Source organism: Aequorivita flava (genome assembly GCF_038742595.1).
Classification (GTDB): Bacteria; Bacteroidota; Bacteroidia; order Flavobacteriales; family Flavobacteriaceae; genus Aequorivita; species Aequorivita marisscotiae.
This window is the reverse complement of sequence record NZ_JBANCF010000001.1, coordinates 90,215-110,171: the sequence shown is the minus strand read 5'-3', so window position 1 is coordinate 110,171 and position 19,957 is coordinate 90,215. Positions and strand designations below refer to the sequence as shown.

The following is a 19,957-nucleotide window of genomic DNA, read 5'->3' as shown; positions in this document are numbered from 1 at the left end:
GAAATGATATTTTAAATTACTCAGATGTCCAAAGCAGTTTTTGGGCAGTACCGTGATCGCCCAATTGATATAAACTAACCGAAGCCGCCCTAAATTTTATAGGTTTAAAAATGTGCGCGGCGAGGCTGTCTAAAAGAGAAACATCTGCAACACCGAGACTTATGTGTGGATCAAAATTTTCATAACTATGTTCTAACACAAATGCCGGTACATACGTTACGGTAGATTTGCTAATTGCACTGCCGTCGGGGTTTTGTACAAAAGAATTTTCAGAGCCGTTAGCGACAATAAATGGCTTTAAAAGTTCGATGGATTTTTTGTGAATTTCCATCAATGCCTTTGAATTTTCCACTCGAATCATCGAAAAACTTTCCTCCTTTTCTTCGTAATAAAACAGACTTTCAGCTTTAAAATTTTCTTCTTTAATAGTTTCAAATAAACCTTCCAAAGCTTTATTCACTTTAGGCAAATCGCTTTCATTTATAAAACATTGCAACAAGGTTATATGCGGCACGTGATTTTCGTCTAGCTTTATGGTTTCGGGATTGTTTTTATAAATTAGTGAATTTAGCTGAAAGGCCTGCGCCTGCATTTCTTCCGAAGGGATTAAAAGCACATCTACTGCAATTATATTTTTCTCTTTTGTAGTGCAAGACAATAGCCCGAAAGCAATTGCTGCGGCGATAAAATATTTCTTCATAAATTATAAATGCTTACTCAACAATCATTTTTATAGTTTGCACAAAAGTACCAGTGTCCAATTTCAAAATATAAATTCCTGCGGAAAGATCGTGACTCCAACTCAGCGTACCATTTTTATTCACCCAAGTTTTTTGCATCAATTTTTGACCAGTAATACTATAAACAGTGGTAGTTAAGTTGTTTGCTGAAATATTATTCGGAATTACAATTTGAATGGTATTTTGAACAGGATTCTGTGCAAGTATAAATAAATTGGAAAATTGATTCTCACTAACCGACATTGCGCCATTTCTTATCTCCTCTAAAGCAAATTGGGCACTTGCTGCCGTAACGGTAACGTGGTCTTCATTTTCATCGGGAATATAAAAATTCACAAATGGCGAATCGCTCAAATTAGGTGTGGCAAACCAATCCGGATTGTCTATCGCCAAAGCACTCATAGTAGGAATAAAACTATATAAATCTTGTTGCAATGCATTAATAAAATCTATTAAAACCTGGTTGCCACCACCATCGCCAAGAGCGTCGCTAATACTACCGGTTCCGCCCGGAGCACTATCAACACCAGCGCTATTGTTTGGTGATTGTGCCGTGGTTTGAAATGTATTAATTGGAGCGCCAAAAAAGTTTACCGTTACATCGGTAACAGTGTTGGTTTGGCCAGCATCGGGTGTAAATTTTAAAGCTACATCTACATCGGTAAATGCATCTATCTGTAAATTGGTATCAACAATAGTTATCCCCGGACTTCCCGTGGTAGTTCCATTGGCGGCACCATTAATCATGGTTACATTGCGTACCGAACTCGGAAAACCAAGCGCATCGAGCTCTGCTTGAAATTCATTTCTAAATCCCGGAGCGCCCAAAGGCAATAATTTTGTTGGGTCTTGCTCATAGGTTGAACCCGCCAAAAGATGACCGAGTAAATGATCGGTGAGCATTTCCTTGGCTGCGGGTGAGTTTAATAGCTGGGCAACAACTTGCTGTGCCGTTGCATCGCCCACCTGTTCTGCAAAATAGTTAATTAAATATTGCAGACTAATAGGAATGTTCGCCCCGCGATGTGGCGAGTCAAATGAAATATAAAGACGGGTTTCAGGGTCTAGACTATTGTTTTCCATATACGAAAGTGCGTAGCGCCCAATAAGCCCTCCCATACTTGGGCCAAGAACAACAAGCTCGTTATTGCCTACTTTGTCGTTATTTAGTTGCTGTATCATGGCCACTAAAACCATAGCATTTCGCTGAATGTAATCGCCGCCACCGTCTATGGTTTTTCCATCAGTGGTATATACCGGTGCATTTAAAATTACAATATCAAAACCCTCATCTCGTAAAATATCTGCCATGTTTTGCCCGCCAAAACTTAAGCTGGCATACAGCCCAGGAATATCTCTTGAGTTTCCGGGATCAAAACCGTCCAGAACAATAATTGGGTGGTCTAAAACACCATCAACATTATCTAAAAATATTTCGTACTCCCCCTGCCCGAAATAGGCTTGAGTTTCTTCATATCCTTGATATGCTATGTTTGCCGTAATTGTTTCAACCGCTTGGCTTTCGGGAAATATTGCGTTTTCGGGAATGTTCTGAAAGCGTATTTGGCCGAACGAACAATAAGTGCTAAACAGAAATACAATTATGTAAAGGTTTTTCATAGGTATGGGTTTGTGATTCTGCTCGGTAAGTTAACGAAATTTAAAAAAACGGCTTTTGCTAATTTATTATATTTCAATTTATAATTTTAAAAACCACCGCATTAACTTCAATCTAAAAGGTGTGTGGGGATAATAGCGAATTGACGGATCCAACCACGTAGGTTTATCCATCACGCTTTTGTAATGGGTGAAGGCTTTAAACCCGGCCTCGCCGTGATAGTTGCCAATACCGCTGTGGCCCACGCCACCAAAAGGTAGGTTAGAATTTGTTATATGCATCACAGTATCGTTTATTGCCCCGCCCCCAAACGAAATTTCCTTTAATACTTTCCTTTTAATTGAATCGCGTTTGGTAAATACATAACACGATAGTGGTTTCGGTAAGCTGTTTACAATTGAAATAGCTTCCTCAATGGTGCTATAAGAAATAACTGGAAGAATAGGACCAAATATTTCTTCCTGCATAACAGCATCGTCTAAAGTTACATTCTGCATAACAGTAGGTTGAAAGTAGCGCGTTTCAGAATTTGATTTGCCTCCAAAATATATTTTCTCCGAATCGATTAATTTAGTGAGTCGGTCAAAATTAACGTTGTTTATTATCTGAAGGTAGTTATCGTTTTCAAAAGCAAAATGCTGACTTATAATTTCTTGTTTTGTCTGCTCTAAAAATTTCTTTTCAATACTTTTATGAACCAGGACATAATCTGGTGCAATGCAGGTTTGACCCGCATTGAGAAATTTTCCCCAAACCAATCGTTTCACTGAAATTTTAAGATTGCAACTTTCAGTAACGATGGCTGGGCTTTTTCCGCCCAATTCCAAGGTTACTGGGGTTAAATTTTCGGCAGCCGCTTTGTAAACTATTTTGCCCACTTTGGTGCTGCCGGTAAAAAATATCTTGTCAAACTTTTGTTTTAACAATTCTTGAGTCTCTTCTACCCCACCCTCAACCACGGTGAAAAATGCCGGATCAAAATTTTCTTTAACAATTTTAGCCATTGCCGCAGCCGTGTGGGTAGGTAATTCGCTGGGTTTTAACACCACTGTGTTTCCCGCTGCTATTGCGGCTATTACCGGAGCGAAGGAAAGTTGGTAGGGATAATTCCACGCTCCAATTACCAAACACACGCCCAAAGGTTCGGGAACAATATAACTGGAAGCCGGAAAGTTTAAAATGCTCGTAAAAACATGTTTTCTCCGCGCCCACTGAAATAAATTTTTTCTGGCCTCCTTTATATCTTTATAAAGCAGCGAGATTTCTGTAGAATAATTATCGAATTCTGATTTTTTGAAGTCTTTGTAAATTGCATCGTGCAAGAGCGTTTCATTTTCCTGCAAGGCATTTTGAAGCGTCTTTAGTTGCGCTTTTCTAAACCGAATATGTTTTGTGGCATGCGAATTATAGAACTTGCGCTGTTTTTCGACTATTTCTTTCATAAAATCAATTTTCCTTAAAAATACTTTTAAAGAAATTGAATGTTGTTAAAAAAAGAAGAAAATTGTTACTTCTCGCGATTTAGAATCTTGTATTCTTCATAACAGCCACTAATAGCGTCTAGAATTTGCAAATCGTTTGCCGTACGGATAAAATCTTTGGAATAACTGCATTTATTCAATATTTCATCTATATCTACCCGTTCCAATTGCAGTACCGCCATCAAGGTTTCGCGATCAAATTTACTTTGAAGAAGATTTCTAATTTCATCATCCTCTTTCATTTTGCGGAGTTTGCGCATCTGTTTGGGTCGTTTTCCGAAAACATTGTAGAGAAAATCGGCGGGATTAAAAATTGAACTCAGCACTTTGCTCACTGCCCCGGGTTGATTGCTACCGCCTTCATATCCAGTGCTTAGTCCCGAAATTCGGTAGCGGTAATTGTCGTAAATTGGAATTAATTTTGCATCAATCTCTACATAGCCCGTGAGTTGTACGGGTTTTACAACCACTTCTTCCAACGCAATGCCAAGCTCGGTCATTTTCACTTTTATATCGCCAAATTTTAACCAGTCATTGGTAACTCGAACCCGAAGCGACTTAAACCCGAGATACGAAAAATAAAGCGTGTCGTTAACGGCTGCCTTTATTGCAAATTCCCCTTTGTCGTTGGTTGTAGTACCTATTACCTGATTTAGGTTTACAATATTTACATTTTCCAAAATAGCGTCGGTTGCATCGTTCATAACAGTTCCTTTAATTATGTTATTGTCTTGCGCAACCGTGTTTGCTACGATAAACAAAAAGGCTATGAGGATATATTTTTTCATATAAAGTATAATATACGGAAAAATTTCACCGAGATGAAATGTTCCTTTCTTTTTCAATTTTAGCTTTCAATTTTTCTTTAACCCCTCCAAACCATTCATCTTTTAAAATACTTAAAACAATGCTATCGCGTCTGCCGGTTGGGGCGGCACAATTGCTTCTTAAAATTCCCTCTTCAATACAGCCAATGCTTTTCATGGCCGCGATACTCCGGCTGTTTTTGGCATCTGCCCGAAACTCAACGCGATCTAGTTTTAACGATTCAAAAGCAAATTCCAGCATTAACAATTTACACTGTTTGTTGAGTCCGGTTCCCTGAAATTCATTTCCAATCCACGTGTAACCCAATTGCGTAGTATTGTGCGTTTTTTGATAATCGTAAAAACGGGTGCTACCTGCAATTTTTTGGCTGTGCTTGTCGAAAATTAAAAAGGGGTATGCAGTTTCTCGCTTTCGTCCATCGATGGCAAAATCTACATAGGTTTGCAAATTCTTTAAACCATTGGCCGGCTGAAGCGAATATTCCCATAGTTCGGGCTCCTTCACAGAAAAGTGTAAAATCCTATCAATATCTTCCGGATGCAACGGACTAAGTTGCACACGGTTATTTTCCAGTATATGTTCCGTTAGAAAATTGAAGGTTTTCATAAGTTTAAAAAAAACGGGCCTCGATATAAAAGGCCCGTAAATATACTTATATAGACTCAAAAGATGAACGAAAGTTTAATCTTTTGCAGAGCGAAAATACTTAATCGCTACAGGGAATTGCTAACCGGTGGTTTTCTCCCTGATTATTAAATCCCAAAACTTGTTTGTTCTTACGACTTTCTTCTGCGTCTTCCACCCGTTCCCTTTGTATCTGGACGATCGGGGCTTCTTCGGCTTTTGCCTTTAAAAGCTGGTTTGTCTCCACGGCCGCCGCTGCGTTTTTTAAACCCGCCGCTTCTATCGCCTCTATTTCCGCGATCGCTCCCACTGCGGTCGCCTCTTCGCTTTCCACGATCTCTTCCACCGCCACTACTTCTTCCGCCGCGACCGGTGTCTTTAGATATTTCAACATTAATTTGTCTGCCGTCTAGCTTAAAGTCCTTAAAAATACCCATCACCATTTCCTGGTGCTTGGTGTCTGTATTAAAGAATGAAAAACTATCCTTTACGTCAACTTTGTAAATATCGTCCTTTCCCAATTGAAGTAAATCGCGAAGGAAATCTTTTAAACTCATCCAATCAAAATCGTCTTTGTTACCAATATTCACGAAGTAGCGCGTACTATCTTTAGCGTCTTCATCCGAAAAATTGCGATCGTTAGAAATGTTTAAATCTTTACTGTTTTTATAGTAATTTAAAAAGCGCGTAAACTCTACGGAAAAAACTTTTTGAATAAGTTCTTCCTTTGAAAAGTCTGCCAATACTTCGTTTATATTGGGAAGGTAGGCATTAATTTCGGGATTTATTTTTGTATCCTTAATAGAATTTGCCAAGTGAAACATTTGCACTTCACAAATTTCCATACCCGATGGAATTTCCTTTGCAATAAATTTCTTTTGAATCATCTTTTCAATTGTGTGAATTTTTCGCACTTCACTTTTTGAAACGATAACCATTGAAATACCCGTCTTTCCCGCACGACCGGTACGCCCGCTACGGTGTGTATAAGTTTCTATTTCGTCGGGCAACTGATAATTTATAACGTGGGTAATATCGTCCACATCAATTCCGCGAGCTGCTACATCGGTTGCAACTAGCATTTGTATTTGCCGATTGCGGAAGGATTTCATTACGGTATCGCGCTGACTCTGACTTAAATCTCCGTGGATTGCCGCCGCGTTATACCCATCTTCTATTAATTGTTCTGCAACTTTTTGGGTGTCGCGCTTAGTTCTGCAAAAAATTACCGAAAATATCTCTGGGTTCGCATCTGCCAAACGCTTTAAAGCATTGTAACGATCGCGAGCGTTTACCAAATAATACTCGTGCGTAACCTGATCCGAACCAACGTTTTTAGTTCCAACCGTGATTTCCACGGGAGTGTGCATAAACTTTTTAGCAATTGTAGAAACCTCTTTCGGCATGGTTGCGCTAAAAAGCCAGGTGCTTTTATCTTTTGGCGAGTGCGAAAGAATTTCGGTTATGTCTTCATAAAAGCCCATATTGAGCATCTCATCGGCCTCATCGAGCACGCAATATTCTATTTTTGAAATGTCAACCAAACCACGGCCAATCATATCTTTCATTCGTCCCGGAGTGGCAACTATAATTTGCGAACCCTTCTTAATTTGACGCGCTTGGTCTGTTATACTGGCACCCCCGTAAATAGCGGTAACGTTAAGGCCCGGCATATATTTGCCGTACGCAACCATTTCATTTGTAATCTGAAGGCAAAGTTCGCGGGTTGGCGAAAGGATTAAACCCTGAGTTGTACGACTGTTTACGTCAATTTTTTGCAACATCGGGAAACCAAATGCTGCGGTTTTTCCCGTTCCTGTCTGCGCTAACGAAACCATGTCGGTTTCGCGATCTAAAAGAATTGGGATTGCTTTTTCTTGTACTTCCGATGGAGTTTCAAAACCCATGTCGGCGATGGCTTTTAGAAGATGCTCTTCCAAGCCGAGTGCTTTAAATGCTGTCATTTTTTTGTAATATATATTTTTATATGTGCTAACGGGAAGCGACTGGACATATAAAAAACGGACAGCTTCACTATAGCACTCCTCACCCTGAGGAATTTTCTTGAAACAAGATGCCACCAAGGGCCTCGTATTTTTCAAGGGCGCAAAAGTAAGCTAAAGTTTTTATTTGACAGTGATTGTTGGGCTTTTTTTATAAAAAACTAAAAACTACGTCCTATTGGGAAAGGTAATCTATTAGTTGGCGCATTGCTTTTCCGCGATGGCCTATTTCACTTTTCTGTTGCAGCGTCATTTCTGCAAAGGTTGTTGTAAAGCCTTTAGGCTGGAAAACCGGGTCGTAGCCAAAACCAGAATTACCGCGGGCTTCTTTGGTTATTTTGCCTTCGCAGATTCCGAGAAACATAATTTCCTCGCGTTCCATATTTAAAGCGATTGCGGTTTTGAATCTTGCCGAGCGATCTTCCTTGCCTTTCAAATTTTTTAAAAGTTTTTCCATGTTCGCTTTTGAATCGTTGGAATCTCCAGCGTACCGCGCACTAAAAACACCGGGCTCGTTATTTAAAGATTTTACTTCTAAACCCGTATCGTCCGCAAAACAATTTATTTTGTATTTTTCCCGCACATAATTGGCTTTTAAAATCGCGTTACCTTCAATAGTATCTGCGGTTTCTGCAATATCTTCATTGCAGCCGATATCTTTTAAGCTTAATAATTCAATATGTTTCGGCAGCATCGATTTTACCTCGGCAAATTTATTTTTATTGTGGGTTGCGAAGACGAGTTTCATTTTAGACGTGAGCTTTTAGACGTGAGACGTGAGATGAAAATTTTAAATTTTGCATGTTTTATTTTGAATTTTATTTATTATTTGGTGCTTGTGATTTGGGATTTTCAGAATAGTATCGTTCAATTATTTCTTCTGAAGCTTTAATTGTTTTCTTCATCCACGCCAATTCAATTTCCAGTTTTTCGTCTTCAGAAAGCTTCCAATTTACTGGGCTCTGTTTTAATTTTGAAACCACACTTTGCAAAATAATTGCCGCAGAAACCGAAATATTCAGGCTCTCCGTAAAACCGTACATCGGTATTTTTAAAAAACCATCGGCGGCATCCATCACTGTATCGCTGAGTCCATCGCTTTCCTTTCCAAAGAAAAAAGCGCTCTTTTTGGTAACATCAAATTCGTGAAGCATAGTAGAATTATCGTGCGGCGTGGTAGCAATAATTTGATAGCCCGATTTTTTTAAATTTTCAATACAATCAGTAATTGAATTATACCGATTTAAGCTCACCCATTTTTGTGCGCCCATCGCAATTTCTTTGTCAACTCGCTTTCCCAAACGCTCTTCCACCACGTGCAAATCCTGAATCCCAAATACGTCGCAGGTTCGCATTACGGCACTGGTGTTGTGCAGTTGATAAACATCTTCGGTGGCAACGGTAAAATGGCGGGTACGCTCCGCTAGTACTTGTTTGAACAGGGCTGTTCTACGTTCGGTGAGATAGGTTTGTAAATATTGAAATAATTCTAAATCCAAGAAAAAATAGTATTGGTTATTGATTATTCGGTATTTAAAAAATGCTTGTTCGAATAAAATTCAGTTTCGAATTTAATTTTGATTTTGCTAAGATAAAAGTTATTCAATTAATAGTATCTTTTTAAAAATCGCAATTTTTGAATACTTTAGTAACTCAATTATAAAATAATGAAAATTGCAGTATTAACAGGCGCTGGCGTTAGCGCGGAAAGTGGAATAAAAACCTTTAGAGATAGTGACGGACTTTGGGAAGGTCACGACGTAATGGAAGTTGCCTCGCCAGAAGGTTTTCAACGCAATCCTGCCTCAGTGTTAGATTTTTACAATCAACGACGAAGACAGTTATTAACCGTACAACCCAACGCTGCACATCTGGCTTTAGCAACACTGGACCAAACGCACGACGTTACCATTATAACACAAAATGTAGACGATTTGCACGAAAGAGCAGGTAGTAAAAACGTTATTCATCTTCACGGAGAATTGCTAAAAGTGAGAAGTACTTATGACGAAAATCTGGTATTGGACTGGAAAACCGATTTAAATCTGGGCGATCTTTGCAAAAATAAACACCAACTACGTCCACATATTGTTTGGTTTGGCGAAATGGTGCCCATGATTGAAGTTGCTGCTGCCGTGGTGGAAAAGGCAGACGCAATTTTAATTATAGGAACCTCCATGCAGGTATATCCCGCAGCGGGCTTAATGCAATATGCAAAACCCGAAGCGCATATATATTTTGTAGATCCCAACCCATCTATTTCAGAAAATAATAGAATTACCGTTTTTCCTGAAAAGGCTTCAACCGGTGTTCCAAAAGTTGTGGAACTTTTAAAATAAAAAGTATGCTTCCCGAAGATTTAAACGAAAAATTAATGGAGGTAGATAGCAGTCGGAACAAAAGACTCGAGGTTGCCTTTTGGATTACCAAAAAACCCCATTATGTTCGGGAAACCCTACAATATTGTTTTAATGAGGGCAATGAACTTTTAGTGTCATCTGCCTATGTATTAGAAATTATTTGTCAATACAAACCAAAAAATTTCATTAAATACAAGTACCTGTTTTTTGAAAAATTGCCAACAATCAAAACTGATTCGGCCTTGCGCTCCTGTTCTAAAATTTGTGAAATGTTATGCTATTATCATTTTAGGAAAATCTTGGGCTTATTTTATAAAGTTCTAAATTTAGAGGAACGCAAAACAATAACCGAGTGCTGTTTTGATTGGCTTATTACAGACCAAAAAGTAGCGTGCCAAGCACACGCCATGCAGTGTCTTTTTTATTTGGGAGCAGATAAAGATGAAAAGTGGATCTATCCAGAATTAAAACAAATATTACTACAAAACATCCCAAACAAAAGTGCGGGATACCAAGCCAGAGCTCGTAAAATCCTAAAACTACTTAAATAAAATTTACCGAAATAGTTAAAATTAAGTCTATCACTTTTTATAAAATTGAATATTTTTTAGCTTTACAAATCTTTAAAAAATTAATACAATGAAATACAAAGTACTACTAGTTCCTTTTTTCACTTTAATGATTGCTGTTTCCTGCAAAGAGCCAAACAATAAACAATCTGAAACCGTTGTTCCAGCAGATACACGTGCTACAATGGAGTACAATGAAAACCGGCTGGACAGCGTTCCAAAACAATCTGAAAGCGCCGAAGATTTTACCTTTAGTGGCGGCGGCGCAGATCCTTCTTGGACGGTTGAGTTTAAAGATGGTCAAATTTATTTCACCGCTCCCGGCGAAACACTCCGTTCTTTTGTAGCGCCAATCCCCCAACCTGAAATTAACGGTAATACCAAAAAATACGTTGCCTCATCGCATCGGGTTCTGATGGAGGTTTTATTAACGGAAGAAGAATGTATAACGCCTACAAACAATAAAAAAAATACGCACAAAGTAAAATTATCAATCAAACCAAAAGCTGCAGACAACTTTAATTATTACTATGGCTGCGGATCTTAATTTTTAATTGTTAATTGAAAGATTCGGTCTGCTAAAAGTTGAATTTTTAATTAAAAGAGGCTGTTTTAAAAAGTTTATTAAACTTCTTAAAACAGCCTCTCACTTTGTAAAGCTACCGAGCTACGCGGTATCGCGCGGCTGATGTTTTTCTTTACGTTCCTTTACTTGATGATTAATATCTTTTCCTTGTGTGGCACTTTTATTTATTGCCTGTTCCTTTTTACTCTGCTTTTCTTTTTCAATGTCTTTTTCGTTGTTTTTCATAGCGTTATTTTTTTATCCGAAGGAAAAGTTACGCAACACAATATTGAAAATCAAAAGTTTAAAACAGAATTAACATTTATCTATTTACATTTTTTAATAGCCAATCTTCTACTTGTACGTTATCATCTTTTGTGTGCAAAACCGCAATATCGCCGGTTGATTCAAAAATAACGGCTCGTACTTGCGATAATTTTAAAACATTTGCTTCTCGAAGTTTGGCGCGAAGATCAGATTCGGTAACACGGGCTTTCTTTAAATTATCGTGAAATATTTGTTCGCCTTCCATTAAAAGTAGCGGCTGATTGTCTATAATTTTTTGCACTGTATTAAAACGTCTAAGCATTGCCATCGTAATTTGAAGAACATACACAGCAGCCAAACCCACAAGGCCTTGCAATAAACTTACCGATTTTGATAAAATGGTAGTTGCTATAACCGAACCAATTGCTACGGTCATAGCGAAATCAAAACTACTCATCTTTGAAAAACTGCGTTTACCAGCCAATCGGGTAAATAGAATTACAGCTACATAAATTCCTATGGTAGTTAATACAATTGCAATTAGGGAGGTGGAAGATGCTTCAAACCATGCTTTCATTTTGGTAGTTTTTAATTAATAATTTCTATCTGTTAAATTTATAATACTCTAAATACGGGTGTGGGGTTCTGTTGATGGCATGTAAAATTGCCTCCATTCCCATAACGCTAAAAGTTATTCCATTTCCGCCAAACCCTAAAATATAATGTTCTCTCTTATTTGGATCGGGATTTCCAAAATAAGGCAGTCCGTCCTTTGTTTCGCCAAAAGTTCCCGCCCACGAATAATCTGCCACAAAAGGTATATCGGGAAAACACTTGGAAAATTTTGCAGTCAATGCTTTTTCCTTTTTGGGAAGCAAGGCATCGCGCCGAGCGGCATTTTTAAAATCACTGTCGCCTCCGCCCATTATAATTCTTCCGTCGTCGGTACTTCTAAAATAGAGGTAAGGCGAATCCGTATTCCAATAAATATGTTTTTTAAAAGCGTCGGGTATTTTCTTAAACGATTCGGAAGCGAGGGCAAAAGTACTTTTTAAATCTACTATATTTTCCTTAATTGTTTCAACGCTTTCGTAACCGGTACAATGCACAACATCTTCTACAGTAATAGTAAATCCCGAATCTGTTTTTGCTATTACTTTTTCTTTTTCATGCTTTATACCTTCAATATTGGTTCGGTCGTAGATTTTTACACCATTTTCGGTACAATATTTTAAAATATCATTGGCCAATCTATACACGTCCATTACGGCGCCAGCCTTAGATTCAATGGCGGCATATGCTTTTAAGCCCAATTTTTCCAATGCTTCCTTTGAAAGCCACTTTACGCTAAACCCATGTTCTTTTCGGGCATTAAATTCATCTTTTAAAAAATCTACATCTTTTTTAGACGAGGCAAAATACACGCTGTACTTTTGTTGAAAACCACAATCGCTCTTTACTTCGTTTATAATTTTCTTTATATCGCTGATAGATTTTTCACAATTTTGATAGCTCGATACGGCACAGGTTAGCCCTACTTTTTCAATTAATTTGTGAAGTGGAACATCAATTTCATATTGAAGCATAGAAGTGCTGGCAGCAGTGCTACCGTTGCAGATATCGCGACGATCTACCATTATTATTTTCTTTCCACTTTTTAATAATTGAAAAGCCACCAACGCACCCGTAATACCGGCACCTATTAGTAATACTTCCGAAGAAATTGATTCTTTAAGTGAAGGATAGCTCTGTGGTAATGCATTTTTAATTAGCCAAAAAGGCTCGTTGGAGCGAACGTTCATAGTGTAAACTTTTTCTAAAGTTAGAAAACTTAATTGTTACAAATTCCATTTTAATATTTATTTAATGAATGGGAAGTCTTTTCTTAAAATTTAGTAACAAATACGTTAAACACCTCTAAATTGTGAATTCTATAAGATTTTAATGGGCGTTATAAATCTATTTTTACGATATAAACAAAAAAAGAAAACTATGAAGACTACAAACGAAAAAGCTAAAGAACGCAACCACGACAAACTTGTTGACAACCTACAAGAATTGTTGGAAAAAAATTATGATGCCCAAAAAGGTTTTACAAAAGCCATGGAAGATGCTAAGAGTCCACAGCTTAAAAACTTTTTAAAGCATCAGGCTGCGCAACGCAATCGCTTTGCTACGGAGCTCGATCACGAAATCCGCAGTTTAAATGAAACGCCAAAAGAAAGCGGAAGTTTTACAGGCGATCTGCACAGAACCTGGATAGATATTAAAAGTGCCGTTGCCGGAAATACAGACGAAGCGGTTTTGGAAGAGTGCATTAGAGGCGAAAAAGCCAGCTGGAAAGAGTATGATGAAAAGTTAAAGGAAGAAAATTTCCCGCCAACTATTTCTAGTGTAATCCACAAACAAGCGGCTGAAATTCACGCAACCTTAAACCGAGTAAAAACATTGGAAGATCTAGCCGATGATTAATTTTTAATTGGCATTTCTGAAAAAGAAAAAGAAAAAAAAGCCCTGCGATATAATTCGCAGGGCTTTTAAATTAACTGGAAGATTATAAAAATTATTTTTTTACAAACTTCTTACTAATCACTACGTTATTGCCACGCAGTAGGGTGAGATTATAAACCCCTTCACTTAAATTATTTACATCAATTGTATTGTTGGTGTTTATGTTTCCATTTAAAACTATTCGACCAAGCATGTCGGTAATGGCAACCGAATATTCACTCATATCTATTCCAGATGCATTAATGGTAAGTCTGTCGTTTACCGGATTCGGGTAAATTACAAACTCAGTAGAATCAAATTCAGAAACACTTAGCGGTACAGATGGCAATGCCAGCAATGCCCCACCAGCAGGACTTGCAACATACAATCCAAAAGCAGGACCGTTTGAATTTTGCGCAGGATCTAAAAATCCTGAAGCCAACACAGTTAGTGCAGCTCCGTCTAAGCCTAAGGTTGCTAAAGGCGCTTGATAGCGAGCTACGGTTACGGTACCTGTTTCATCTGTAATATCTAAAACATAATCTGCCGTTGGAAGTTCTAAATAACCTTGATATTCCGTATAAGAAATATTGTCAACCACTGTACCTGCACCAACTCCGGTTTCAACTACATCTACTGTAGGAGCATCGGTTGATCCGTGGTGTACGAGTACATCAACATTTGTTGGGTTGGTAGCCATTTCCCGTGCCATCGGAAAAACCTGTAAACTGAGGGGCGGAGCAGGGTTGTAACCAGACGCACTTACAATTCCGTCTGCTACTACAATATACTTTTCATTTTCAGTAAGGGTAACTGGCACATTTAAAAGTACGTCTCCCACTCCAGTACTGTTCCCCGGAGCTATTCCAATATTAATTTCTACTCCTGCCGGTAAATCTAAAAAAGGTGTAGCTGTTCTAAATGCGAAATCATCTAATGCTAAATCTGTGTTTACGTAAACATCTACTTCTGCTGCAGCTGCATCGGCTGAGTTGTGTATCACTTGTACACGGGCTGTTTGTGCGAATAAATTGCCTGTTAGTAAGGCAATTGAAATAATTAGTAATCCTTTTTTCATCTTATATAACGTTTTTAGTTCGAGGTAAAACTAAAAATAAATTATTTTGTTTAATCTTTTTTAGAAAAAGTTTAACAAAATAATTAATTCAATTGATTTACAGCTGATTACAAACAACTCAAATATTCAATTGTATTAATAATACTAATAGATAAAGCATCGCGCCCGAAACCGAAGCGCATTAAAAAAGCCCTCAATTGATGAGAGCTTGCTTTAAATTGTAAAATATTATTCTAAAAACTATGAAACCGGGATGCCAACATTTTTTATAGCGGCAAAGCCACCGGCTACGTTTACCACGTTGTGAATACCTCTGCCCTTTAAAATTGAAGCAGCAATTACTGATCTATATCCGCCGGCACAATATAAATAACATTTGTTCCCATCGGGAAAAGCGCTTACATATTGGTTTAAAAATCCTAAAGGAGCGTGGGTAGCGCAGGCTATACGACCATTGGCAAATTCGCCATCATTGCGAACGTCAAAAACGGGAATGTTGTTTTCCAGTTTTTCCTTAAAAACATCGGCTTCAACAGATTCTAAAGTATCTATTTCCTTACCGGCGTTTTGCCAAGCTTCTATTCCTCCATTTAAATATCCCAGCGTTCTATCAAAACCAACTCTTGATAATCTGGTTACGGCTTCCTCTTCTCTTCCCGGTGAAACCACCAGCAGTATTTCTTGTTCCACATTGGCGAGTAACGCACCAACCCATGGTGCAAAACCACCATCCAATCCAATAAAAATAGATCGAGGAATATGGCCCTCAATAAAGGCCGACTGATGGCGAACATCTAAAATTACGGCACCCGTTTGGTTCGCTATTTTTTCAAAATCATCTGGGTTTAACGGTGTTGTGCCTTGCGATACCACTTCATTAAAATTAGTATATCCTTCTCGATTCATCTTAACATTCATCGGAAAATAGAGTGGCGGTGGTGCTAAACCATCGGTAACTTCTTTAATAAACTCGGCACGGGTCATATCTTCACGGAGCGCATAATTCATTTTCTTTTGATTGCCTAAAGTATCAACCGTTTCTTTCATCATATTTTTTCCACAGGCAGAACCGGCACCGTGGGCAGGATATACAATTACATCGTTTGCGAGAGGCATTATTTTATTTCGAAGACTGTCGAAGAGAATGCCTGCGAGATCTTCCTGCGTCATTTCATTGGCCTTTTGCGCCAAATCCGGCCGGCCAACGTCGCCCAAAAACAAGGTGTCGCCGCTAAAAATAGCATAATCTTTTCCACTTTCGTCTTTCAGTAAATATGTGGTACTTTCCATAGTATGCCCCGGGGTGTGCAATGCGGTAATGGTTACATTGCCCAACTTAAATACTTCACCATCTTTCGCAATTATGGTTTTAAAAGAAGGGTTCGCAAGTGGTCCGTAAACTATTGCGGCACCCGTTTGTTCAGCCAGTGTAACGTGGCCGCTCACAAAATCTGCATGAAAGTGAGTTTCAAAAATATATTTTATCGTTGCGTTATCGTTTTGGGCGCGTTCCAAATATGGTTTGGTTTCGCGCAACGGGTCAATTATAGCAACTTCACCATTGCTTTCAATATAATAGGCGCCCTGAGAAAGGCATCCTGTATAAATTTGTTCTACCTTCATTATTTTATCTTTTTGGCAAATATACCAATTGTATTTTCCATAATTAAAGCCTTCGTATTCAAAGTATCCATTTTCACAAAAATTTTGCATTTAGACTTCAAACTTATTTTATCTTTACCCGTTAACCATAAAAAATTAATTATGAAAAAATTAATGCTTGTTCTAATAACTGTATTGGTTGCTTCCTGTTCTACGCAGGACAAACAAGAAGGAGTAATTCGCGAATTAGCCAAAAAAGATGCTATTGAAAAACTGCAACTTCCCGAAGGCACAAAATTTAGCGATGAAAATATAGACGTTACCGAAACCGCTGATGGCGAAGGAGCCATTGGTGTAACGTATCTTGTAAAAATAACTGTAAAATCGCAAGATCGCGATGGCAACGAAATTGTTAAAACACACACCTTTAACTATAAAAAAATAGGCGAAGGCGGTCTCTCAGAACAAGATTATGAATTAACCTCTTTTGAATAATCACAGTTAACTTATTTATGAAAATTTTATTTTTAGCAGCAATTTCCTCGTTAATATTTTCGTGCAGTACGGCACAGAAATCCATAAACACCAAAGAAAAAAGCGTTCAATACGCGAACACAATAACCGCACAAAAGCTAAAAGACCTTTTGTACGTGTACGCAAGTGATGAGATGGAAGGTAGAATGACCGGCTCAAAAGGGCAGAAAATGGCTGCAAATTTTATTCGCGATTTTTACAAGGAGAATGGAATAGCCGCTGCTCCAGGAACCGAAGATTATTACCAATACATTCCCGCCAGTTTTTTTGAAGGCCGCAGAGACCCGAAGGAAACTGAAAACGTTGTCGCCTTTATAAAAGGAAGTGAAAAACCTGATGAAATTATCGTTATCTCCGCACATTTAGATCACGTGGGGGTAGACAATAGCGGCAATGTTTTTAACGGAGCCGACGATGACGGCAGTGGCACTGTGGCCATCATGGAGATTGCCCAAGCTTTTAAACAGGCTGTAAAAGACGGATACCCACCAAAACGATCTATTCTTTTTCTACATGTTACAGGTGAGGAAATTGGTCTGTACGGCTCGCGCTATTATACCGAAAATCCATTGTTTCCTTTAGAAAATACCGTGTGCAATCTAAATATTGATATGATAGGAAGGATTGATCCCGACAAAGAGGAAGATCCTAATTATATTTATTTAATAGGAAGCAATAAAATCAGTCAGGAATTACAAGATGTTTCTTCGGAAGTGAATGAAAAATACACCCAATTGAAATTGGATTACACATACGATGATCCAAATGATCCCAACCGTTTTTATTACCGAAGTGACCATTATAATTTTGCCAAAAATAATGTTCCAATTATCTTCTATTTTAATGGAGTACACGAAGATTATCACAAAATAACCGATACCCCTGATAAAATTGAATACGATTTATTGGAAAAACGCACCAAGCTAATATTTCATACCGCTTGGGAAATTGCCAATCGCGAAAACAGAATAACTATAGATTAAAGGCAGCGTTTAAAAACAATTCTAAGAAATAATAAAACCTTTTCTAAACGAAAAAATCCTCCCAAAAAAGGGAGGATTTTACTTTCGGGTGGAAGACCGGGTTCGAACCGGCGACCTCCTGAACCACAATCAGGCGCTCTAACCAGCTGAGCTACAACCACCATTTATTGTGCTTCAAAACACAATTTCGCTAAGCGGACGCAAATATAAATCAATTATAACGGTTGCGCAACACTCTTTTTGAAGAAAATTAAATTAAATCGAAAATAGAGCTTACTGCAGGATACCGTTCTGTTGTAAAACCTTCGGCATATTCAGTGCCAATAAGCCTTCCCAAGTCCTGCGCCCGGTACGTAATACTATCTCTAAAATTTGTTGAAGTAATCGGGGTTTCGGGTTCATTGGCTTCTTTTTGGTGAAATTGACTTTTATACGCGAAAACAGTTTCCAATTTTTTATCCAAAAATCCGGTAACATCTACCACAAAATCTGGTTCAATATTTTTCCATTGAATATAATGGTAAACGTATTTTGGACGCCAAGCTTTTTGATGGTTGCTTTCATAAATAGTTTCAATTTTCTGCAATCCGCTTAAAAAACAAGCATCGCTGGCCATTTTGCTGGCTTTTGCATGGTCAGTATGCCTATCGTCTATAGCGTTGCACAGCACCATTTCGGGTTGGTACTTTCTTATTATCTTTATTATTTCCAACTGAGAGGCAGCATTATTCACTAAAAAACCATCCGAAAATTCAAGATTATGACGAAACTTAACACCCAAAATTTTAGCAGCCGCTTCCGCTTCGCTATCTCGAATTTCCGCAGTTCCGCGTGTTCCAAGTTCCCCACGGGTAAGGTCTAAAATCCCTACTGTTTTTCCAGCACTAATCTCTTTTGCCAAAGTAGCCGAACAGCCCAATTCTACATCGTCTGGATGGGCGCCTATGGCCAATATATCAATCTTCATAAAAGTGTTTTTAAATTTTTTCCATTTTTGAAACTTTTTGAAAAGCTTCTTCTAAATCTGCAATTAAATCTTCAACTTCTTCAATTCCCACCGAAAATCGAAGCAAACCGTCTTCTATCCCTTGTTCTTTCCGCGCCTCGGGAGATAACAATCCATGCGATGTTTTGGCCGGTGAAAGTATGGTCGATTCCACACCTGCCAAACTCATGGACGGCTTAATTAATTTCAGGGCCTTTAAAAATTCCTCTACATTCAAGGAATTGTTAATTTCAAACGAAAGCATTCCCGTATAACCCGTCATCTGTTTTTTTGCCAACGCGTTGTCGGGATGATTTTTTAATCCCGGATAATAAACCTTTTCAACCATCGCGTGCTTTTCCAACCATTTTGCCATTTTCTTAGCATTCTTGTTCTGCGCTTTTACCCGAAGCACCATGGTTTTCATACTTCGTTCCAATAACCAAACGGTATAATCGCTTAAACTTCCACCAAGATTTTTGGCAAGATTCCAGATTATTTTAATGTGTTCCTCGCTTGCCGCGACGGCACCTGCACAAATATCGCTATGGCCACCCATATACTTTGTGGCGCTATGAATCATAATATCAATTCCAAAATCGGCCGGGGTTTGGTTTACCGGAGAAGCGAATGTATTGTCAATCATTGTTATAACTCCGTGTTGTTTAGCCAATTTTGAAATTATTTCCAGATCGGTTATTCGCATTAGCGGATTAGAAGGTGTTTCAATAAAGATTACTTTGGTATTTGGCTGAATTTTTTCAGAAAAATCCGTTTCGGAAAATCCTTCGGCGAACGAATATTCAATTCCAAATTTATGAAATTCCTCAACTACAAAATTATACGTTCCACCGTACAAAGTCTGTGGCAGTACCACGTGATCGCCCTTGTGCAAAAATGCGAGCATGGTTGTGCTAACTGCAGCCATACCGCTTCCAAAAATAAGTGCGGCTTCGCATTTTTCAAGCTTGGCGATTTTTTTACATAGCGCCTCTTGATTTGGTGTATTAAAATAACGCGGGTAACGCTTTACTTCTACATCTTCATAAGCATAGCTACTCGACATAAATAATGGCGAAATTGCGCCTTTAAATTGCTTGTCTTCTACTTCGCCTATATGCGTACAGATGGTGTTTATACCAAGATTTTCTGATTTCATTCCGTGATTTATTTTTGAAGGACTAAGGTATAAATTATATTTTAGACAGCTCGGAATTTTAAACCGGAACC

At 38.3% G+C, this 19,957-nt stretch carries 21 protein-coding genes and 1 tRNA gene; 6 read left to right on the top strand and 16 right to left on the bottom strand.

The annotated features are described in order from the left end of the window. Nucleotides 1–16: 16 nt before the first annotated feature. The 8 genes from VZD24_RS00530 to VZD24_RS00495 all read right to left on the bottom strand — a co-directional run bounded on the left by VZD24_RS00530 (nt 17) and on the right by VZD24_RS00495 (nt 8,793). A complete protein-coding gene (locus tag VZD24_RS00530) occupies nt 17–700 on the bottom strand; it encodes a 2'-5' RNA ligase family protein (protein ID WP_342686650.1) in 684 nt (227 codons plus the stop codon). Between the two features lie 13 nt (nt 701–713). Continuing rightward, the gene (locus VZD24_RS00525; protein ID WP_342686651.1) at nt 714–2,360 is read right to left on the bottom strand and encodes a T9SS type A sorting domain-containing protein; all 1,647 of its coding nucleotides are present in this window, start codon (nt 2,358–2,360) and stop codon (nt 714–716) included. Nucleotides 2,361–2,438: 78 nt separating this feature from the next. Next, nucleotides 2,439–3,800, bottom strand: a complete 1,362-nt coding sequence (locus VZD24_RS00520; protein WP_342686652.1) for an aldehyde dehydrogenase — start codon at nt 3,798–3,800, stop codon at nt 2,439–2,441. Between the two features lie 65 nt (nt 3,801–3,865). Then, a complete protein-coding gene (locus tag VZD24_RS00515) occupies nt 3,866–4,627 on the bottom strand; it encodes a carboxypeptidase-like regulatory domain-containing protein (RefSeq protein WP_279450255.1) in 762 nt (253 codons plus the stop codon). Nucleotides 4,628–4,652: 25 nt separating this feature from the next. Next, nucleotides 4,653–5,273, bottom strand: coding sequence for a GNAT family N-acetyltransferase (locus VZD24_RS00510; RefSeq protein WP_342686653.1), 621 nt, complete (start codon nt 5,271–5,273; stop codon nt 4,653–4,655). Between the two features lie 170 nt (nt 5,274–5,443). After that, the gene (locus VZD24_RS00505) at nt 5,444–7,255 is read right to left on the bottom strand and encodes a DEAD/DEAH box helicase (protein ID WP_279447457.1); all 1,812 of its coding nucleotides are present in this window, start codon (nt 7,253–7,255) and stop codon (nt 5,444–5,446) included. Nucleotides 7,256–7,469: 214 nt separating this feature from the next. Beyond that, nucleotides 7,470–8,042, bottom strand: a complete 573-nt coding sequence (locus VZD24_RS00500) for a non-canonical purine NTP diphosphatase (protein WP_342686654.1) — start codon at nt 8,040–8,042, stop codon at nt 7,470–7,472. A gap of 70 nt (nt 8,043–8,112) precedes the next feature. Beyond that, nucleotides 8,113–8,793: a TrmH family RNA methyltransferase gene (locus tag VZD24_RS00495; RefSeq protein ID WP_279447455.1), complete on the bottom strand. Its 681-nt coding sequence runs from the start codon at nt 8,791–8,793 to the stop codon at nt 8,113–8,115. Nucleotides 8,794–8,958: 165 nt separating this feature from the next. Here VZD24_RS00495 and VZD24_RS00490 point away from each other — a divergent pair, with 165 nt between their 5' ends. The 3 genes from VZD24_RS00490 (at nt 8,959) to VZD24_RS00480 (ending at nt 10,770) form a co-directional block, all read left to right on the top strand. Then, nucleotides 8,959–9,633, top strand: coding sequence for an SIR2 family NAD-dependent protein deacylase (locus VZD24_RS00490; protein ID WP_342686714.1), 675 nt, complete (start codon nt 8,959–8,961; stop codon nt 9,631–9,633). Nucleotides 9,634–9,638: 5 nt separating this feature from the next. After that, entirely contained in the window at nt 9,639–10,205 is a 567-nt protein-coding gene (locus tag VZD24_RS00485; protein ID WP_342686655.1) for a hypothetical protein, read from the top strand. 88 nt (nt 10,206–10,293) lie between these two features. Next, a complete protein-coding gene (locus VZD24_RS00480; RefSeq protein ID WP_342686656.1) occupies nt 10,294–10,770 on the top strand; it encodes a hypothetical protein in 477 nt (158 codons plus the stop codon). A gap of 120 nt (nt 10,771–10,890) precedes the next feature. On the opposite strand, the gene VZD24_RS00475 is transcribed toward VZD24_RS00480, so the two are convergent. The 3 genes from VZD24_RS00475 to VZD24_RS00465 form a co-directional block, all read right to left on the bottom strand. Next, nucleotides 10,891–11,034: a hypothetical protein gene (locus tag VZD24_RS00475; protein ID WP_342686657.1), complete on the bottom strand. Its 144-nt coding sequence runs from the start codon at nt 11,032–11,034 to the stop codon at nt 10,891–10,893. Between the two features lie 76 nt (nt 11,035–11,110). Continuing rightward, nucleotides 11,111–11,632 carry a DUF421 domain-containing protein gene (locus tag VZD24_RS00470; protein WP_279447451.1) on the bottom strand — a complete coding sequence of 174 codons (522 nt, stop codon included), beginning with the start codon at nt 11,630–11,632 and terminating at the stop codon, nt 11,111–11,113. A gap of 25 nt (nt 11,633–11,657) precedes the next feature. After that, nucleotides 11,658–12,857, bottom strand: a complete 1,200-nt coding sequence (locus VZD24_RS00465; RefSeq protein ID WP_342686658.1) for an NAD(P)/FAD-dependent oxidoreductase — start codon at nt 12,855–12,857, stop codon at nt 11,658–11,660. Nucleotides 12,858–13,047: 190 nt separating this feature from the next. Here VZD24_RS00465 and VZD24_RS00460 point away from each other — a divergent pair, with 190 nt between their 5' ends. Beyond that, the gene (locus VZD24_RS00460) at nt 13,048–13,527 is read left to right on the top strand and encodes a ferritin-like domain-containing protein (RefSeq protein WP_279447449.1); all 480 of its coding nucleotides are present in this window, start codon (nt 13,048–13,050) and stop codon (nt 13,525–13,527) included. Nucleotides 13,528–13,618: 91 nt separating this feature from the next. Here VZD24_RS00460 and VZD24_RS00455 read toward each other — a convergent pair whose 3' ends face one another. Further along, entirely contained in the window at nt 13,619–14,623 is a 1,005-nt protein-coding gene (locus VZD24_RS00455; RefSeq protein ID WP_279447448.1) for a T9SS type A sorting domain-containing protein, read from the bottom strand. Between the two features lie 240 nt (nt 14,624–14,863). Further along, nucleotides 14,864–16,246, bottom strand: coding sequence for an MBL fold metallo-hydrolase (locus VZD24_RS00450; protein WP_279447447.1), 1,383 nt, complete (start codon nt 16,244–16,246; stop codon nt 14,864–14,866). A 141-nt stretch (nt 16,247–16,387) separates the two neighbouring features. Here VZD24_RS00450 and VZD24_RS00445 point away from each other — a divergent pair, with 141 nt between their 5' ends. After that, nucleotides 16,388–16,720: a hypothetical protein gene (locus VZD24_RS00445; protein ID WP_279447446.1), complete on the top strand. Its 333-nt coding sequence runs from the start codon at nt 16,388–16,390 to the stop codon at nt 16,718–16,720. 17 nt (nt 16,721–16,737) lie between these two features. Beyond that, nucleotides 16,738–17,742 carry a M28 family metallopeptidase gene (locus VZD24_RS00440; RefSeq protein WP_342686659.1) on the top strand — a complete coding sequence of 335 codons (1,005 nt, stop codon included), beginning with the start codon at nt 16,738–16,740 and terminating at the stop codon, nt 17,740–17,742. A gap of 86 nt (nt 17,743–17,828) precedes the next feature. Here VZD24_RS00440 and VZD24_RS00435 read toward each other — a convergent pair. The 3 genes from VZD24_RS00435 to VZD24_RS00425 all read right to left on the bottom strand — a co-directional run bounded on the left by VZD24_RS00435 (nt 17,829) and on the right by VZD24_RS00425 (nt 19,886). Further along, nucleotides 17,829–17,904: transfer RNA gene (locus VZD24_RS00435), tRNA-His, on the bottom strand. 88 nt (nt 17,905–17,992) lie between these two features. After that, complete coding sequence (gene bshB1 / locus VZD24_RS00430) at nt 17,993–18,709, bottom strand: bacillithiol biosynthesis deacetylase BshB1 (protein WP_279447444.1); 717 nt, start codon at nt 18,707–18,709, stop codon at nt 17,993–17,995. A 10-nt stretch (nt 18,710–18,719) separates the two neighbouring features. Continuing rightward, nucleotides 18,720–19,886 (bottom strand): trans-sulfuration enzyme family protein, encoded by a 1,167-nt coding sequence (locus VZD24_RS00425; RefSeq protein WP_342686660.1) that lies wholly within the window; start codon nt 19,884–19,886, stop codon nt 18,720–18,722. Between the last annotated feature and the right edge of the window lie 71 nt (nt 19,887–19,957).

What these genes read in the sequence shown, in the direction of transcription:
- VZD24_RS00530 (WP_342686650.1), bottom strand. Translation starts at nt 700, where the DNA reads ATGAAGAAATATTTTATCGCCGCAGCAATTGCTTTCGGGCTATTGTCT.
- VZD24_RS00525 (WP_342686651.1), bottom strand. Translation starts at nt 2,360, where the DNA reads ATGAAAAACCTTTACATAATTGTATTTCTGTTTAGCACTTATTGTTCG.
- VZD24_RS00520 (WP_342686652.1), bottom strand. Translation starts at nt 3,800, where the DNA reads ATGAAAGAAATAGTCGAAAAACAGCGCAAGTTCTATAATTCGCATGCC.
- VZD24_RS00515 (WP_279450255.1), bottom strand. Translation starts at nt 4,627, where the DNA reads ATGAAAAAATATATCCTCATAGCCTTTTTGTTTATCGTAGCAAACACG.
- VZD24_RS00510 (WP_342686653.1), bottom strand. Translation starts at nt 5,273, where the DNA reads ATGAAAACCTTCAATTTTCTAACGGAACATATACTGGAAAATAACCGT.
- VZD24_RS00505 (WP_279447457.1), bottom strand. Translation starts at nt 7,255, where the DNA reads ATGACAGCATTTAAAGCACTCGGCTTGGAAGAGCATCTTCTAAAAGCC.
- VZD24_RS00500 (WP_342686654.1), bottom strand. Translation starts at nt 8,042, where the DNA reads ATGAAACTCGTCTTCGCAACCCACAATAAAAATAAATTTGCCGAGGTA.
- VZD24_RS00485 (WP_342686655.1), top strand. Translation starts at nt 9,639, where the DNA reads ATGCTTCCCGAAGATTTAAACGAAAAATTAATGGAGGTAGATAGCAGT.
- VZD24_RS00480 (WP_342686656.1), top strand. Translation starts at nt 10,294, where the DNA reads ATGAAATACAAAGTACTACTAGTTCCTTTTTTCACTTTAATGATTGCT.
- VZD24_RS00475 (WP_342686657.1), bottom strand. Translation starts at nt 11,034, where the DNA reads ATGAAAAACAACGAAAAAGACATTGAAAAAGAAAAGCAGAGTAAAAAG.
- VZD24_RS00470 (WP_279447451.1), bottom strand. Translation starts at nt 11,632, where the DNA reads ATGAAAGCATGGTTTGAAGCATCTTCCACCTCCCTAATTGCAATTGTA.
- VZD24_RS00465 (WP_342686658.1), bottom strand. Translation starts at nt 12,857, where the DNA reads ATGAACGTTCGCTCCAACGAGCCTTTTTGGCTAATTAAAAATGCATTA.
- VZD24_RS00460 (WP_279447449.1), top strand. Translation starts at nt 13,048, where the DNA reads ATGAAGACTACAAACGAAAAAGCTAAAGAACGCAACCACGACAAACTT.
- VZD24_RS00455 (WP_279447448.1), bottom strand. Translation starts at nt 14,623, where the DNA reads ATGAAAAAAGGATTACTAATTATTTCAATTGCCTTACTAACAGGCAAT.
- VZD24_RS00450 (WP_279447447.1), bottom strand. Translation starts at nt 16,246, where the DNA reads ATGAAGGTAGAACAAATTTATACAGGATGCCTTTCTCAGGGCGCCTAT.
- VZD24_RS00445 (WP_279447446.1), top strand. Translation starts at nt 16,388, where the DNA reads ATGAAAAAATTAATGCTTGTTCTAATAACTGTATTGGTTGCTTCCTGT.
- VZD24_RS00440 (WP_342686659.1), top strand. Translation starts at nt 16,738, where the DNA reads ATGAAAATTTTATTTTTAGCAGCAATTTCCTCGTTAATATTTTCGTGC.
- bshB1 (WP_279447444.1), bottom strand. Translation starts at nt 18,709, where the DNA reads ATGAAGATTGATATATTGGCCATAGGCGCCCATCCAGACGATGTAGAA.
- VZD24_RS00425 (WP_342686660.1), bottom strand. Translation starts at nt 19,886, where the DNA reads ATGAAATCAGAAAATCTTGGTATAAACACCATCTGTACGCATATAGGC.